Origin of the sequence: Sphingopyxis sp. OAS728 (assembly GCF_014873485.1) — a bacterium.
Taxonomy (GTDB): domain Bacteria; phylum Pseudomonadota; class Alphaproteobacteria; order Sphingomonadales; family Sphingomonadaceae; genus Sphingopyxis.
Window position 1 is genome coordinate 1,927,224 of record NZ_JADBDT010000001.1, and the last position, 16,953, is coordinate 1,944,176.

The 16,953-nt window shown below is 63.8% G+C and carries 11 protein-coding genes; 4 read left to right on the forward strand and 7 right to left on the reverse strand.

The features are described 5' to 3' along the window. Positions 1 to 2 precede the first annotated feature (2 nt). Both GGC65_RS08885 and GGC65_RS08890 read right to left on the reverse strand, forming a co-directional pair. On the reverse strand, positions 3 to 857 hold the full coding sequence (locus tag GGC65_RS08885; protein WP_192646825.1) for an SMP-30/gluconolactonase/LRE family protein: 855 nt from the start codon (positions 855 to 857) through the stop codon (positions 3 to 5). Next, positions 857 to 2,668 carry an IlvD/Edd family dehydratase gene (locus tag GGC65_RS08890; protein ID WP_192646826.1) on the reverse strand — a complete coding sequence of 604 codons (1,812 nt, stop codon included), beginning with the start codon at positions 2,666 to 2,668 and terminating at the stop codon, positions 857 to 859. The genes GGC65_RS08885 and GGC65_RS08890 overlap by 1 nt, the downstream gene beginning before the upstream one ends. 111 nt (positions 2,669 to 2,779) lie before the next feature. On the opposite strand from GGC65_RS08890, the gene GGC65_RS08895 reads away from it, so the two are divergent. Then, on the forward strand, positions 2,780 to 3,697 hold the full coding sequence (locus GGC65_RS08895) for a Gfo/Idh/MocA family protein (RefSeq protein WP_413052750.1): 918 nt from the start codon (positions 2,780 to 2,782) through the stop codon (positions 3,695 to 3,697). A 71-nt stretch (positions 3,698 to 3,768) separates the two neighbouring features. Here the strand turns inward: GGC65_RS08895 and GGC65_RS08900 are convergent, their stop codons facing one another. The 4 genes from GGC65_RS08900 to GGC65_RS08915 all read right to left on the reverse strand — a co-directional run bounded on the left by GGC65_RS08900 (position 3,769) and on the right by GGC65_RS08915 (position 9,583). Then, a complete protein-coding gene (locus tag GGC65_RS08900; protein ID WP_192646828.1) occupies positions 3,769 to 5,676 on the reverse strand; it encodes a family 43 glycosylhydrolase in 1,908 nt (635 codons plus the stop codon). Beyond that, entirely contained in the window at positions 5,673 to 6,794 is a 1,122-nt protein-coding gene (locus tag GGC65_RS08905; RefSeq protein ID WP_225940738.1) for a hypothetical protein, read from the reverse strand. The genes GGC65_RS08900 and GGC65_RS08905 overlap by 4 nt, the downstream gene beginning before the upstream one ends. A gap of 22 nt (positions 6,795 to 6,816) precedes the next feature. Beyond that, positions 6,817 to 8,394, reverse strand: a complete 1,578-nt coding sequence (locus tag GGC65_RS08910; RefSeq protein ID WP_225940739.1) for a sulfatase family protein — start codon at positions 8,392 to 8,394, stop codon at positions 6,817 to 6,819. Between the two features lie 64 nt (positions 8,395 to 8,458). Next, the gene (locus GGC65_RS08915; RefSeq protein ID WP_225940740.1) at positions 8,459 to 9,583 is read right to left on the reverse strand and encodes a hypothetical protein; all 1,125 of its coding nucleotides are present in this window, start codon (positions 9,581 to 9,583) and stop codon (positions 8,459 to 8,461) included. 95 nt (positions 9,584 to 9,678) lie between these two features. On the opposite strand from GGC65_RS08915, the gene GGC65_RS08920 reads away from it, so the two are divergent. Further along, positions 9,679 to 11,136, forward strand: a complete 1,458-nt coding sequence (locus GGC65_RS08920) for a sulfatase (RefSeq protein ID WP_192646829.1) — start codon at positions 9,679 to 9,681, stop codon at positions 11,134 to 11,136. Between the two features lie 87 nt (positions 11,137 to 11,223). Further along, entirely contained in the window at positions 11,224 to 13,941 is a 2,718-nt protein-coding gene (locus tag GGC65_RS08925; RefSeq protein ID WP_192646830.1) for a TonB-dependent receptor, read from the forward strand. 81 nt (positions 13,942 to 14,022) lie between these two features. On the opposite strand, the gene GGC65_RS08930 is transcribed toward GGC65_RS08925, so the two are convergent. Next, positions 14,023 to 15,795: an arylsulfatase gene (locus GGC65_RS08930; RefSeq protein ID WP_192646831.1), complete on the reverse strand. Its 1,773-nt coding sequence runs from the start codon at positions 15,793 to 15,795 to the stop codon at positions 14,023 to 14,025. Positions 15,796 to 16,096: 301 nt separating this feature from the next. On the opposite strand from GGC65_RS08930, the gene GGC65_RS08935 reads away from it, so the two are divergent. Further along, a complete protein-coding gene (locus tag GGC65_RS08935; protein ID WP_192646832.1) occupies positions 16,097 to 16,870 on the forward strand; it encodes a FadR/GntR family transcriptional regulator in 774 nt (257 codons plus the stop codon). Positions 16,871 to 16,953: the final 83 nt, after the last annotated feature.

Below are 16,953 nucleotides of genomic sequence, written 5' to 3' on the forward strand. Positions count from 1 at the left end.
CTCTATCCCCTATATTTCAGCGTCGGCAGGCCGCGGCACCCCGGATCGACCTCGAACAAGGCGCCGCCATGCTCCTCGGTCACGCCATCGGACGCCGAGGTGACAAACATCCGGTCGAGATCCGGCCCCGCAAAGGTGCAACTGGTGATTTGCGATGCCGGCAGCGCGATGTGGCGATCGGGCGTCCCGTCGGGGGCGAAGCGCGTCACGCGCGAAGCGCCCCAACAGGCAACCCACAGACCACCATCGGCATCGAAGGTCATCCCGTCGGGATTGCCCCAATCCTTTTCAAAGACAATGAAGGGCGCAGCCTCGCCGAGCGATCCGTCGTCGTGGATGTCGAAGCGAAAGATCGTCCCGCGCGCAGTATCGGTGTGGAGCAGGAAGCGCCCGCCGGGATCGATCGCGGGACCATTGGCGATCGTGTAGGGCCCGTCGACCTGCGTCAGCGCGCCATCGGGATCGAGCCGGTAGAAAGCGCCCGAGGGACGGTCGCAGGTAACGGGCATTGTCCCGGCCCAGATTCTCCCCTTCGCGTCGGCCTTGGCATCATTGAGCCGGTTTGCGGCATTGCGCGGATCGACCGACGCAATCGGTTCGCGGACATCGCCATCGAGATCGATGCGGACGATGTCGCGGCCGATACCCGCGACAAAACCCGCGTCCTCGCGCTCGATGATCCACGCCGCGTAATGCGGCTGCTCGAAGCTTTCGACATGCTTGTCGGACAGCGTCATGCGGTTGATCCGGCGACCGAGGATATCGACCCAGAACAGCGCGTCGTGCCGTGCGGACCACAGAGGCCCCTCGCCCAGCCGGTCGCGCCGGTCGCGCGCAATCACCCGCACGTCCGGCATCAGTGGCTGTCTCGCGGCAATCCGTGCGCCTGTGCGACACGCTGATATTTGACTGCCATTTCGAGCACCGCGCCGCCGTCGAACTGCCCGGTCAGCGCGCGATGTATTTCCTGCCACGGCGTCTGCGCGGGCGGCATATAGTCGGGGTCGGCCTTGAGCCCGGCGCGGCGGCGCTCGAGCTCGGCATCGTCGACCAGCATGTTGGCGGTACGTTTCACAAGGTCGATGCGGATGCGGTCACCCGTCTGCACCAGCGCCAGTCCGCCGCCGACGACCGCCTCCGGCGCCGCGTTCAGGATCGACGGGCTGCCGCTCGTCCCGGACTGACGCCCGTCGCCGATGCACGGCAGGGCATGCACGCCCGCCTGGATCAGCGCCACCGGCGGCCGCATGTTCACGACCTCGGCGCCGCCGGGATAGCCGATCGGCCCCGCGCCGCGCATGATCAGGATCGAATTGGCATCGGCGCCGAGCGCCGGATCGTCGATGCGGCTGTGATAATCCTCGGGCCCATCGAACACGATCGCAACGCCCTCGAACGCATCGGGGTCGGCCGAATTGCTGAGATAACGTTCACGGAACTCGGGCGAAATAACGCTGAGCTTCATGACGGCATTGTCGAAAAGGTTGCCGCGCAGCACGGTCAGTCCCGCCGCAGGCTTCAGCGGCGCATCGAGGGTGCGAATCACGTCGACGTCCTGCGTGTCGGCCTCGCCGATATTCGCCGCTATGGTCTGGCCGTTGGCGGTCAGCGCCTCGCCCTCGATCAGCCCCGCACGGAGCAATTGCCCCATCACCGCGGGGACGCCGCCGGCGCGATAGAAGTCTTCGGCCAGATAGTCACCCGCGGGCTGCAGGTTGACGATCAGCGGCACGTCGGCGCCCTGCGTCTCCCAGTCCTCCAGCGTCAACTCGACGCCGATATGACGCGCGATCGCGTTCAGGTGGATCGGCGCGTTGGTCGATCCGCCGATCGCCGAATTGACGCGAATGGCGTTGAGGAAGGCTGTGCGCGTCAGGATGTCGCTCGGCTTGCGGTCGGCGTGCACCATCTCGACGATCTGGAGGCCGGTGCGATAAGCGCATTCCTGCCGGTCACGATAGGGCGCGGGAATCGCGGCCGATCCGGGGAGCGACATGCCCAGCGCCTCGGTCAGCGAATTCATCGTCGTCGCGGTGCCCATGGTGTTGCACCAGCCGGTCGACGGGGCCGACGAGGCGACGAGTTCGACGAAGCCCTTATAATCGATCTCGCCCGCGGCGAGCATTTCGCGCGCGCGCCACACGATCGTGCCCGATCCGGTTCGTTCGCCCTTGAACCAACCGTTGAGCATCGGGCCGACCGACAGCGCGATCGACGGGATATTCACCGTCGCGGCAGCCATCAGGCACGCGGGCGTCGTCTTGTCGCAGCCGACAGTCAGTACGACGCCATCGAGCGGATAGCCGTAAATCGCCTCGACGAGACTCAAATATTGGAGGTTACGGTCGAGCCCCGCGGTCGGACGCTTGCCCGTTTCCTGGATCGGATGCGTCGGGAATTCGATCGCAATGCCGCCCGCGTCGCGAATGCCGTCGCGCACACGCTTCGCGAGTTCGAGATGGTGGCGGTTGCACGGCGTCAGGTCGCTTCCGGTCTGGGCGATACCGATGATCGGCCTTCCCGCCTGCAATTCGTCGATACTGAGACCAAAGTTCAGATAGCGTTCGAGATAGAGCGCCGTCATATCCGGGTTGTCCGGATTGTCGAACCAGGCACGCGACCGCAGCCCTCCTTTGCCTTCCGGCCGCGTATTCGCCCCTTCTCCCATATATTTCCTTCTCGATGCACATTTCAGCCTCAGGCCGGAATCGGTTGATAACGCGAACTGTGGCGGATAGGAAGCATATATATCAGATAAATGAAAATGGGATAAAGAATGATGATTCGCCTGGGATTGGTCGGAATTGGGAAAATCGCGCGGGACCAGCATCTTCCGGCTATCCGCGCCGACGATCGGTACGAACTCGTCGCCACCGCCAGCCGTCATGCGCAGATCGATGGCGTGCCGGGACATGCCGATATCGCGGCGATGATCGCGGGGAATCACGGACTCGACGCCGTTTCCATCTGCACCCCGCCCGTCGGCCGCCACGCGATCGCGGCGGCCGCGATCGACGCGGGGCTGAATGTCATGCTCGAAAAGCCGCCCGCCGCGACGACGACCGAGATCACGGCGCTCGTCGATCTGGCGCAGGAACGCGGCGTCAGCCTGTTCGCGACCTGGCATTCGCGCGAGGCCGCCGGCGTCGCGGGCGCGCGCGAATGGCTTGCCGACAAACATATCCGCGCCGCGCATATCCGGTGGAAGGAAGACATCCGCCGCTGGCATCCGGGCCAGGAATGGATTCTCGAAGCAGGCGGCTTCGGCGTCTTCGATCCCGGTATCAACGCGCTGTCGATCATGACCGCGATCCTCCCGGCGCCGCTGTTGCTCGACGCGGCGCAAATCGACATTCCCGAGGGGCGCAGCTCGCCGATCGCCGCGACGATGGCGATGCGCAGCGGCGACGCCGCGGTCACCGCCGAGCTCGATTTCCTGCAAACCGGGCCGCAAAGCTGGGACATCGAGGTCGAAACCGACGAAGGCACCCTGCGCCTGTCGATGGGCGGCAGTGTGCTCGAACTGCCGGGCGCCGATCCCGTCACCCGCGAAGATCGCGAATATCCGCGCCTCTATGCGCGTTTCGCCGACCTTGTCGAAGCCGGCGAAAGCGATGTCGATATCCGCCCGCTCCAGCTTGTCGCCGACGCCTTCCTGGTCGCCGAGCGGCGCACCGTCGCCCCGTTCCGCTTCTGACCAGCAAAAAGCCCGCCATCCCAGATGGAATGGCGGGCATGCGGAGAGCAGAGGAAAAAGGCCGCCTGCGCCTAGTCGCGCGCGGCGTCGATCCGCGGGAGGCCGATCGATTCGGCGTCGCCGATATCGATCGGCACCAGCCCGAATTGCATGCGCCAGGGCGCGGTCGGATCGTTACCGAACATCGTGTACCAGTAACGGCCCTCCTTATCGCGGAACGCAGTGCCGTGCCCGCCGTGCGGCGCGCCCATGCGGCGCTGCGTATAGGGACCGAACAGGCTCTTCGACGTGCCGTACATCATGTCATAGGTGCCGTGCGTGCGCAGCGGGCCGTGCCATTCGGCACCGGTCAGGAAATAGACGCCGTTCGTCTTGATCAGGCCGTTGCCTTCATAGCCGACATGATCGCCGTCGACGTCGACCAGCTGGCGTACCGGCCCCTCGAAACCGCTACGCGCGGCGTTGAGCTTGGCGATGCTACCGCCGCCCCACAGGAAATAGAGCCCGTCGTCATCCTCGAACGGAAAACCGTCGATGCCTTTGACGAAGAAGCTCTTGGTCACATTCTCATAAGGGCCCTCGGCCTTGCCCGTCTTGGAGCGATAGAGCCACGTCTTGCCCCCGACGCCTTTCTCCATCACCGAGAAAGCGAGATAATAGGTCTTGTCACGCGCCGACCACATGATTTCGGGCGCCCAGAGTTCGGCGATATTCTTGCCGAAATCATAGCCCATCCCTTCCCATTTCCAGATGAAGCCGACCTCGTCCCACTGCTTGAGGTCCGACGAGCGCCACAATTTCACCCCGCCGTCGGGCTTGTGATAGCCATAGCCGTCGAGCGTGCCGACGAGATAATAATGGCCGTCGCCGCCGAGCGCGACCGACGGGTCGCGCATCGTCTCGCTCGTCACCAGCGCCTTGCGCGCTGCGACCGCGCTGTCCTCGGTGATCACCGACGCCGCCTGCCGCAACCGTCCGTCCGGTGCGCGTTCGAGCGGCACGAGTCCGACCTGCTCGCAGAACATCGCGAAGCCGTCGTCGCATTTCGGATTATAGGCGGCCGCGAGCTTGCCGTCGTCGGTGCGGACGAGCGAGCCGCGACCCGCGTGCGGCACCGCGAGCGCGCGCATCGTGAACGGGCCATAGGGCGTCGGGCCTTCCGCCACGAATAGGTCCTCGGTCGCGGTCCGCATCCGTCCGGTAACCTCGCTCGCGGCGAGAATATAGCGGTCGCCGTCGCGGACCATCGTCGCGCCGCGTGTGCCGACGCGGGTGCGCACGGGCCAGTCCTTGCCGACCGGCGGGTGCTTGGCGAACAGCGCCTGATCGGGCTTCAGAAGGCGCGGCGCTTCGGCAAGCTTCGAAAAGCCCGGTGCCAGCTTCGCGATCATGCCGCCGCCCCAGATCAGATAGCCGGTGCTATCCTCGTCTACGAACAGGGTGACGTCTGACGCATCCTCGACAAGGCAGGGCGAAGCCTTGAACGCGCCGCCCGGCTGCGCCGCCAACCCTGTCGCGATGCGCGCGCATCCCATCTTGTCGGAGAATGCGAGATAAAGCTTGTCGCCCGCGACCGTGACCGACGGCGCCAGATAGCGTTCGGACATGTCTCCGGAAGCGATGCCCTCTCCCGAAATCTTCGCCGGCCCGACACGCGTCCATTTCTTCGCGTCGGGCGAGGTCCAGAGTTCGACTCCGTGCCGCGCGCCGCTGCGCAGCGAGGTGCCGGTCAATATCCAGCCGCCGTTCGTCAGCCGCGCGACCGAAGCGTCGCCGATCGGCCGCTCGGAAAAGATCGGCGCCACAGGCTTCGCATCGGCCGCAGGCATCACTGTCGCATTCTTGTCCATCGACGGATGATCGGCGAAGATATCGTCGGCGACGGCCGCCTTCAGCTTCTGCTGCGCGTCGGCTGCCGGCGCCAGCGACAGCACCGCCAACGTCAGGCCGGTAATCCAGGTCTTCGTCTGCACGGTCATTTACCCTTCTGGAGCGCCTTGAAGTCGTCGAAAATCGTGTAGTTGGGAGCGGCGCTGCCGTCCGCATTCTTGCGGACCGTCGCCGGCACAAACACACTGTTGATCAGCCACGGCGTCTTGTCGGGACCGAAATTGTTCGACATCGATCGTCCCTGCTTAAAACCATAAGTGGCTACCGCCAGCCGGCCCGTATCGCGAAACATCTTCATCTGGTTCGCGACATAATGTTTGCGGTTTTCGAACCACGGACTCATCCGCAGGAAATCGTCCCATTGCTCCTTGGGGAAAGGCGTCTCAAGCGCCGCCTTGATGATCTGCCAGTTCTGTGCGGTGCGCGGTGCCTGATATTTCTCAGCGAAGGTGGGGTTCACGACGCCCTTCATATTCTGCTGCCACCACCAGACGAGCGAGAATTCGGTGACGATGAATTTCTGTTCGGGCCGCATCCGCGGCAGGATATAGTCGAGGAAGGGCTTCGACGCCTGGATCGCCGGGATATGCGGGTGGATGTTGACCCCGTCGAGTTCGGGCGTCGCCTTGACAAAGGCCATCCATCGCTCGGTCGATGCCGTCTGGTTCTTCTTGAGGTCCATGCGGTTGAGCGCGCCCATATAGAGGCGCGTCTTGCAGTTGCCGGGACACGCCGTGGCGCGGTAGTCGATCACGCGCTTCGCCATCGCCTCGTAAAAGGCGTTTAGGTCGAGATCGCGATCCTTCTCGCGGCTTTCGATATAGGGTTCGTTGCCGACGACGAGGATGTCGACCTTGCCGACCACAAGCGGCAGCAGCGCATCGACACGCGCAAGTTCGCGCTCGAAAGCGGGCGTACCTGTTTTGGGGAAGTCGCCGCGGTTATAGGGGAATTTCAGCGTCAGAATCGTCTTGTAGCCGCGGCCATGCGCATCGAGGATCGCCCGAACCGCACCATGCTCGCCGGCCCCGCGGTCGAGCTGCGGCATCGGCACGAACAGGCGGACCCAGCGTGCATCGGCCTTTTCGAGGTCGCGATAATCGACGTCCTCATAATGCTCGTTAAAATTCGCCCCAAGCGCCCCTTGCGCCTGCGCTACGCCCGGCAGGCAGCCGATCGCTGCAACGGCGGCCAATAATCCCCGCATCCTCATCTCCTCTTGATCCTGATCATGGCCGGCTGCGACCGTCCTTTTCGATTTTGTCGAGCCGCGCTGCGAGCTTCGCAGTAAGATCGGGCCTCTTCGCGGCCAAATCTTCTAGCTCGCCCGGGTCATTCGCCAGATTGTAGAGCTGGTGCCGCGGCAGCGTGCCGATCGCATTGCCGTGGAACTCGTGTGGCTCCGTGCTGCCGCGAATGAACTTCCAGTCGCCGGTTCGCAGCGCAAGGATGCGCGCGCCGCTGCTCGCAACGGTCGCGCCCGTCGTTACCATCAGCTTGGTATCCTCGACCACATGCTCTCGCCCACGCTCGCTCCGCCCCATCAGCGGCATCAGCATATCGAAGCTGTCGACCGCGGCGTCACGCGGCAGCGCCTGCCCCACCAGCGCGGAGAGTGAGGCGAGCATGTCGACATGGTCGACCAGCGCCGCCGACACATGGCCTTCGCGAACATGTCCCGGCCAGCTCACGATCATCGGAACGCGCGTGCCGCCTTCGTAGATACTGTATTTGCCGCTGCGATACGGCCCAGCCGGCTTGTGGTTACCCGAGAGTTCCACCGCCCGATCCTCATAACCGTCAAACAGGATCGGGCCGTTGTCGCTGCTGAGGATGACGAGCGTGTCGTCCGCGATGCCAAGTTCGGCGAGCTTGTCCATCAGTGCACCAACCGTCCAGTCGAACTGGACGATCGTGTCGCCGCGTGGCCCCATGCCCGATGCCCCGACGAAACGCGGATGCGGCGCGCGCGGAACGTGCGGCTCGTTCATCGCGAAATAGAGGAAGAAGGGCGCGTCCCTGCGCGCGCTCACGAAATCGACCGCCTTGCCCAGCAGCTGGTCGGTCAGTTCCTCGTCCTTCCAACGCGCCGCCCTGCCCCCGGCCATATAGCCGATCCGGCTGATCCCGTTGACGATCGTGTTCGAATGTTCGGGATCGCCCTTGAACTTCAGCTGTTCGGGATGCTCGGTACCGGTCGGTTCGTCACCGACCTTGGCCTTGTAGTCGACGCGGATCGGATCCGCTGGATCGAGGTTCACGACGCGCCGGTTCTCGATCAGCACCGTCGGCACCCGATCGAGCGTCGCCGGCATGAAATACCCGTAGTCGAAACCGACATCGAGCGGTCCCGGCGCAATCTCGCCATTCCAGTCGACCTTGCCGTCGCCGAGGCCGAGGTGCCATTTGCCGACGACGCCGGTGGCATAGCCCGCCTGCTTCAGCATATGCGGCAAAGTGAATTGACCGGGGCGGATCAGTGCGGGGGCGTCACCGGGCAGGATCTGCGTTCCCGAAGCGCGCCAGGCATAGTCGCCGGTCAGCAAGGCATAGCGCGAGGGTGTACAGGTCGCCGAAGGTGAATGCGCATTGACGAAACGCGTGCCACGCGCCGCAAGACGGTCGACGTTGGGGGTCTTGAGCGCCTTCGCGCCATAACAGCCAAGGTCGCCATAACCGAGATCGTCGGCGTAGATGACGATGATATTGGGCATCGAGCGCGACGGCGCCGCCAACGCGACCCGCGGCAGCGCAGCCAGCCCCGCGCCCGCCAGCAGCAGCGCCCGACGCGACAATATCGACTTCAAAGCCCTCTCCTATCCACTTGAGTAGGATATATCTGATTTATTCGAAACACGCAACGCGACCGCGCTATTTTGCCTGCATGCGCCGGAAATCGTCGATCCAGGCATAGTTGAATGCCGTCGTGCCGTCGGGATTGGGCCGGATCGTGCGCCCGGCATAGACACTGTTGAGCAGCCAAGGCGTCTTCTTCGGGCCGAAATTGGTCGACATCGAACTGCCCTGCTTGAAGCCATAGGTCGCCACCGCCAGCCGGCCGCTATCGCGGAATATCTTCATCTGGTTGGCGAGATAATGTTTCCGCCCCTCGAACCACGGGCTCATCCGCAGGAAGTCATCCCACTGTTCCTTGGGAAATGGCGTTTCGAGCGCGGCCTGGATGATCTGCCAGTTCTGCGCGGTACGCGGCGCCCGATATTTGTCGGCAAAGGCGGGCGCGACGGGCTTCTCCAGATTCTGCTGCCACCAGCCGACAAGCGAGAATTCGGTGACGATGAATTTCTGCTCGGGCCGCATCCGCGGCAGGATATAGTCGAGGAAAGGCTTCGACAGTTCGATCCGGGGGACATGTGGGTGGATGTTGACGCCGTCGATCTCGGGCGTTGCCTTGACATAGGCCAACCAGCGCTCGGTGGAGGGCGTGATATTCTTCTTGAGGTCGAGCCGGTTGAGCGCGCCCATATAGAGCTTCGTCTTGCAGTCGCTGCCGCAGTTGGCCTTGCGATAGGCGATGATCCGACCCGCCATCGCCTCGTAAAAGGCGTTGAGGTCGAGATCGCGATCCTGCTCGCGCGTTTCGAAATAGGGCTCGTTGCCGATCACCAATATGTCGACCTTGCCCATCACCAGCGGCAGCATGGCGTCGAGCCGCGCGAGTTCGCGGACAAACGCGGCGCTTCCCGCTTTGGGAAAGTCGCGGTCGCTTTGCGGCCATTTGAGCGTGAAGATCGTCTTATACCCGCGCGCGCTGGCCTCCAGCGTCGTGCGGATGGCGCCATGCCGCGCCGCGCCGCGGTCGACTTGCGGCATCGGCAAGAACAGGCGGATCCATTTCGCCCCCGCGCGGTCGAGCTCGCCATAGTCGACATCCTCGAAATGCTCGTTGAAGTTCGCACCCAGCGCGCCCTGCGCCGAAACGGTGCCCGGCTGAAGCGCGACAGCGGTCCCCACCACAAAAATCCAGCTCTTCCGCATCTGTGATCCCCCGTTCAGGCTGCAACCTTGACTCATCTTAATTATACGATAATACAGATATAACGAAGGTGCAGAGCCGGGCAAGGGAGAATGCTTTGAAATCGGCGCGTCATACACGGCGGTGGGCAATCGGGGCGGCAGGAGCCGCCCTTTTCGCATTGCTCGGCGCGGGAATTGCTCCCGCCCATGGCTTCGCCCAGCCCCCGGCGTCCGCAAAGTCGGACCGGCAAGCTCCAGCCACGAAACCGAACATCCTGTTCATCCTGATCGACGACATGGGCTACGCCGACCTGTCGCTGACCGGCAACAAGCTCGTTGCGACCCCGAATATCGACGCACTCGCCCGCGACGGCATGGTGATGACGCAATTCTACGACGCGGCGCCGATCTGCTCGCCGTCGCGCGCCGGCTTCATGACCGGCCGCTTCCCCGCGCGCGACCGCTTCGTCACCTATATCCACGATCGCAAGCGCAACCGCGAGTTCGGCCAGGCCGATTGGCTCGATCCGGAGATCCCCGTCCTGCCGCGCCTGATGCGGAAGGCGGGCTATGCCACCGGGCATTTTGGCAAATGGCACCTCGGCGGCGGACGCGACATCGGCGATGCGCCGCTGCCGTCGGCCTATGGTTTCGACGAAAGCTATACACAGTGGGAAGGCCTCGGGCCGCGCGTCCTGCCGACCGACCTGACCAACCGGCTCGGACAGCAGAGCGCCGAGCTCGGTCAAGGACCGGTCGAATGGCTTCCGCGCGCCGAGATTACGGGCCGCTTCGTCGACAAGACGCTCGATTTCGTCGAGCGCAGTAAGGATCGCCCATGGTTCGCACAGCTCTGGCTGACCGACATGCACACGCCGTGGGTTCCCAGCGCCGAACAGCTGGCGGCGGTCAAAGGCAAAGGCGCAACGCCGCGCGAGGAGCAGTTCCTCGCGGTGCTCGTCGCGATGGACGCCGAGATCGGCCGGCTCGTCGATGGTTTGCGGCAGGCGGGCGAACTCGACGACACGCTGATCGTCTTCACCTCCGACAACGGCCCGACCATCGGCGCCAACACACCGGGGTCGGCGGCACCTTATCGCGGCCGGAAAGCGAGCCTCTACGAGGGCGGTGTGCGGCAGCCGCTGATCGTCCGCTGGCCCGGCCATATCGCGGGCGGCGGACGCGATGCCAAGAGCGTCACGCAGGCGGTCGACCTGCTGCCGACGCTCGCCGCCATTACCGGTGCAGCCAAGCCTGCCGGAATCGACGGCATCGACATTTCCTCTGCCTGGCGCGGCCGGCCGATCGCCTCGCGCCCCGACATCTACAGCCATATCGCCCGCCCCGGCGGCGAGGCCTTCGGTCCGCTCTATTCGGTGCGCTCGGGCCCGTGGAAATTGCTGATGAACGCCGACGGAAGCGGTGCCGAACTCTATAATATCGAAGAGGATCCGCAGGAGCAGCGCGATCGCAAGGCCGATGCGCCCGCGATCACCACCAAGCTTTCGGCGAAGCTTTCGAAATGGATTGCCGACTTGCCGCCCCCGGCGCTTCCGCGCCGCCGCGCAATGTAGCGGGCGAACAAGGATTTAGCGGCATTCTCGCGCTTTCTTTTATCATATTAATTCTATACGTGACCGACAACCAAGGGGGAGAGTTTAATGCGTAACCGAATAATCCTGGCGTGCACGACGTCGGCTCTGGGGCTTTTTGCCATGCCGTCGGTTGCACTGGCGCAGGATCAGGATGGCCAGATTACCGTCGATTCGGCGCCGGAAGATCCGACCGCCGACGATGCGATCGTCGTCACCGCGATCCAGCGCAGCCTCGAAACGTCGCAGGCGATCAAGGAAGATTCGGACCAGATCGTCGATTCGATCGTCGCCGAGGATATCGGCAAGCTACCCGACGTGACCGCCACCGAATCGCTCGCACGCATTACCGGCGTCCAGGTCGATTATGCGAACGGCACCGCCGCCGGCACGCGTGTCCGCGGCCTGCCGAATATCGCCACCACCTATAACGGCCGCGAACTCTTCACCGGTCAGGGCCGCGCCGTCGCGCTGCAGGATTTCCCCTCGAGCAGCATCGCGCGCCTCGACGTCTACAAATCGGGCAGCGCCAACCTGCTCGAACCAGGCGTGGCCGGCCTGATCGACGTCCGCGCCCGCAAGCCGCTCGACTTCAAGGGCGACCGCATCGCGGGCGGCATCAGCGGCGTGCACTGGAAACAGTCGCAAAAGCTCGGCGTCGACGCAAACCTTCTGCTCAGCAAGCGCTGGGAAACCGGAATCGGCGACATCGGCTTCCTGATCGAAGGGTCGTATACCGACCTCAAATTCCTCGATTCCGCGCGCAACGTCGCGCAGGCGATCCTCAGCCGCAACGTCGCGGGTCTCGGGACGATCCGCTACCCCTCGTTCGTCAACATAAACTACAACACGGCCGACCGTTACCGGCCGTCGATCGCGACCGCGCTGCAATGGCGCCCGAGCAACGAACTCGAATTCTATGCCGACTTCCTGTTCCAGGGCTATCGCAGCGACGGCTATGGCAGCAATCTTCAGATCAACTCGGGCGCTGCGGCGAACCTGACCAACATTGAGCTGTTTCCCGGCACGAACAAGGTCAAGAGCATGACCGCAACAGCCGGCGGCATCCCGACCGGCAACCAGAATATCGTCACGGGCAAGACCGACACCTATCAGGCCGGCACCGGCTTTATCTGGAAGCGTGACGGCCTTCGCGTCACGGGCGATCTGGCCTTCACCGATTCGACCTTCACCCGGCGGACGACGCAGTTCAACTATTCGCTCGTCGTCCCGCAGCCGACGCGCACCTTCGACTTCGAGACCGACATCGGTGCGGGCGGCGGCGCGGTCGTCGTCGACAATTTTCCGGTAAACGATCCCGCGCGCTATCGCATGGTCGGGCTCGGCGAAAACGGCGAGCGCAGCCATGGCCGCGACTGGCAGGGGCGCCTCGACCTCGACTACCGGTTCGGGCCCAAGGGCATCACCAACCTCCAGGCGGGCGTTCGCTTCAACAGCCGCGATTTCGACTTCGCCAATTATTCGGCGAGCGGCAACGCGCCGGCCAACCAGTTCTATTCGGTCCTGCCGCTCGAATATTCCACGGTCGCGCCGGGCTTTCGCGGCGACAAGGTGCCGATCACGCGCGTCTTCCTGACCCCGACCACCGACAGCATCATGGGCAATCTGGACTATCTGCGCTCGATCACCGGCGGGCGCACCGAAGTCCCGCCGCTCGATCGCGTCTATTTCGGCAACGAAAAGGGCTATGCGGGCTATGTCCAGGGCCGCTACGCCTTCGACCTCGGCAGCATGACGGTGGATGGCCTCGTCGGCCTGCGCGCGGTGCGCACCGAGACCGAAATCAACGGCTTCAACCGCGTGACGACCGGCGGCACGACCACGGTAACGCCGGTGTCGCAGTCGAACAGCTACACCGACTTCCTGCCCAATATCAGCGCACGCCTGCGTCTGACGCCGAAGCTGCAACTTCGCCTCGCCTTCACCGAAACGCGCACGCGCCCCGGTTTTGGCGAACTCAATCCGTCGCTGACGATCGGCGCCCCGTCGGCGATCTGCAACACCGATCCGAACGATCCCGAGTGCGTCCGCACCTCATCGGGCGGCAATCCCGACCTGCAGCCGATCAAGTCGCAGAATTATGACGCCTCGCTCGAATGGTATTTCTCGCGCGGCGGCTCGATTACGCTGGGCGCGTTCCAGCGTGACGTGACGGGCTTCATCTCGAACTTCACGACCGATGTCGACGACGCCGAATATGGCCGCCTGCGCGTTACCCGCCCGTTCAACGGCGGCGAAGGCAGGATGCGCGGCATCGAAGCGGCGTTCCGCACCTTCCTGCGTTTCCCGCAGCTGCCCGAATGGATGCAGAACTTCGGCGTGCTCGCGAACTACACCTATATCGACCATGCGTCCGAGCTTCCCGAGGAGCTGGCGGCGACCCTGCCGGGCATGCAGCGGATCGCCGGCGTTTCGGATCATCTCGCCAACGCGTCGATCTTTTACGAGATCAAGTCTTTCTCGGCCCGCCTCTCGTACAACTATCGTTCCGACTTCGTGGTCGAATATAACCGGGTGAACGATCCGGCGCTCGGCGCCACGGTGCTCGGCCCGACGCTGCCGGTGGTCGAGGATGGCCGCGGCAGTCTCGACTTCAACGCCACGCTCGACCCGACCGAGAATGTCACCATCTCGTTCAGCGCGACCAACCTGCTCGGCGCTGCAGCGACGAACCACCGGCAATATGACGCCGAGGGTAACACCTATCCGTGGCAGACGCGTTTCCTCGAGACGATCTATCGCGTGGGTGTCCGCTTCCGCTTCTGATCCCATCCTCCACGGGATCCATTGGCCCGCAATCGCGACAGCGATTGCGGGCCTTCTTTTTTGGATCCGCGCCTCACCGCGTCACTCTTCGCCCGCAGCCTCCGCTGCCGCCCGCTTGCGTTTGCCTTTCGCGCGCTTTCCTTTGCCCGGTCCCGGCGCAGCGCCGCCTTCGAGACGGCCCTTGACCACCCCGCCGTCGACCTTTTGCGTCCATGGGTCGACAAAGCTGCTCGCCGCCCAATCTTCCCATTGCTTCGCCATGCGGGCTGCAATGTCCGGACGCTTCGCGGCCAGGTCGCGCGTTTCGGTGCGGTCGGCGTTCATGTCATAGAGCCGCCATGGCGCGCCAAGCTGCGCAACGAGCTTCCATTGGCCATCGCGAACCGCCTTGTTGCCCTCATGCTCCCAAAAGATCGGGACGCTGCGTTGCAGCGCCTCGCCCTCGAACGCGGCGGCAAAGCTGCGGCCCGACATGGGGCGAATATCATGCCCGTCGAAGCGCACAGGATATTTTGCCCCCGCAAGCTCAGCCAGCGTCGGCATGACGTCGACCAGATGGCCGGGGTCGCGCACCATCGTACCACGGACCTTCGGCGCGATGCCCGCGGGCCAGGACGCGATCATCGGCGTCGCGATCCCGCCTTCCTCGGCATAATGTTTGAAGAAGCTGAACGGGGTATTCTGGAGCGTCGCCCAGTTGAGCCCGACCCAGACGTTCGAATCCTTGCCGCCCCACGGCGCCGCGCCGGTCCGTCCGTCGGGGCCGCTTTCCGCGTTGCCGCCGTTGTCCGACATGAACAGGATCAGCGTATTGTCGAACTCGCCGCGCGCCTTGAGGTCGGCGACCAGCGTTCCGATCGCCGTGTCCATGCGCGAGATCGCGGCGGCATAGACCGCCATGATCTCGTCGAACCGCTGCTTGTCGGTCGCGGACATCTTGTTCCAGTCATAGGCTTCGGGAAGCACGCCGGGCAGCGTCGCGTCCGCCGCGATAAGCCCCATCTTCTTCTGGCGCTCGAAGCGGTCGCGGCGCAATTGCTCCCAGCCCACCATATATTTGCCCTTGAACTTCGCGACGTCCTCGGCGGGCGCCATCACCGGGAAGTGAACCGCGGTCAGGGGCAGGTAGAGGAAGAAGGGTTTGCCCGCGGCTTTCGCTTCGTCGACGAAGCGCACAGTCCAGTCGACGAGCATGTCCGACGCGTACCATTCGCCTTTTCCCACTTCGGGCGAAGCTGTCGGCACCTGCTGGCCGTCGATCGTCACAAATCCCCGTCCCGGGCCGCGCTGGTCGGGGAAATAGGTTCCGCCTTTCGAGAACATCGACCGGTCAAACCCAACCGCCTTGGGCGGTGTGCCATGCTGTGCGCCGACGTGCCACTTGCCTGCCATGCCCGTGAAATAGCCGGCCGGTTTCAGCACTTCGGCGATGGTCACCGCGCGGTCGGCGATGCGCCCCTGAAAGCCGCCGAGGCCAGGGCGGACGATATTGTCGAGCCCGCCGACCCCCGCCTCATGCGGATAGAGCCCGGTGAGCAGCGAAGCGCGCGACGGGCTGCACCGCGCGCTGTTATAGAATTGGGTGAAGCGGACGCCGTTTGCGGCCAGCGAGTCGAGATTGGGCGTCGGTATTTCGCTGCCATAGGGTCCGATGTCCGAAAACCCCATGTCATCGACAAGGATCACGATCACATTGGGGCGCTTCGCCTGCTCGGCTTTTGGCGAGGCCAATGACGTGGCCTGCGGCTGCGCCGCTGCTGCCGCCATCGCATTCGGCGCTGCCAGCAGCGCCAACGCGCTGACGCTCGCCACGGCACCCAAAAATGCATTCCGCATCGGCTGCAAGATTTTCATTTTCACTCCCTCATTCCGTCCAGCTCGACCAATCTACCGATTTATCTGATAAAAAGGTGTCGCAAAATTATGTTAGAATCCGAGGTGATTGCGGTCGGCTTCTTCCGCGAGCGCTTCCGTGTCCGCACGACGAATCCGAGAGCGACCGGCACTGCCGATCCTCCCGACCGCCCTGACGGGCTGGCTCGTTTGATCGAGACTTTTAAAATCAAATGAAATTATTTAAGTTGTCATATGACATATAATTAGTACAATCGGGGAGATAGGGCGCGTCAAGCGTCGGCAAGGGGAGAATGGGCGCATGACGCAGGGCGGTACCGACGCTGTGCATGACGACAGGCTGGCGCTTCGCAAGCGGCGGCCCTCGTTGGTCGACGCCGCCTGCGAACATATCCGCGCCAGCATATTGTCCGGCACGCACCGCCCCGGCTCGCAGCTCCCAACCGAAGCGGAATTCGTCGACGTACTGAGCGTGAGCCGGACGGTAGTTCGCGAAGCGATCGCCCGCCTCGCCGCGGCGGGATTGGTCGAGGCCCGGCAGGGAAAGGGCCACTTCGTTAGCGAAACCGCGCGCTATCAGGCATTCCAGATCACGCGCGACGAGATCGAGAATCTCGGCGACGTAATCGAACTACTCGAGTTGCGGCTCTGCGTCGAAACGGAAATGGCTGCGCTGGCCGCCGAACGGCGCACCGAGGTCGACGTGATGAGCATGCGTGAGCAGCTCAAGTGCCTTGGCGAAGCCGCGATCGGTCTTGAAGATTCGGTCAAGGCCGATGTCGAATTTCACAACGCCATCGCCCGGGCGAGCAAGAACACCTATTATTCCAAGATGATAGACTTCCTCGGGGTTCGTCTGGTCCCGCCCCGTTCGCTCTATCTGCGGCAAGGCCAGACCTACATCGGTGCGAGCTACAAGGCGGTGATCAGCGCGGAGCATGAGGCGATCCTCGACGCTATCATCCGCCGCGACCCCGACGCCGCGCGGATCGCGGCGCGAACCCATATGAGCGGCAGCCTCAAGCGGCACCGCGAATTGCACGACTTTATATCTTCGAACAGCCCGACCGGCTGAACCAGCCCAACATCACAGACCTGAAAGGCAACCCAGGCACCGAATTACGTCCAGCAGAATAATAAGATCAATCTGCCATTCTT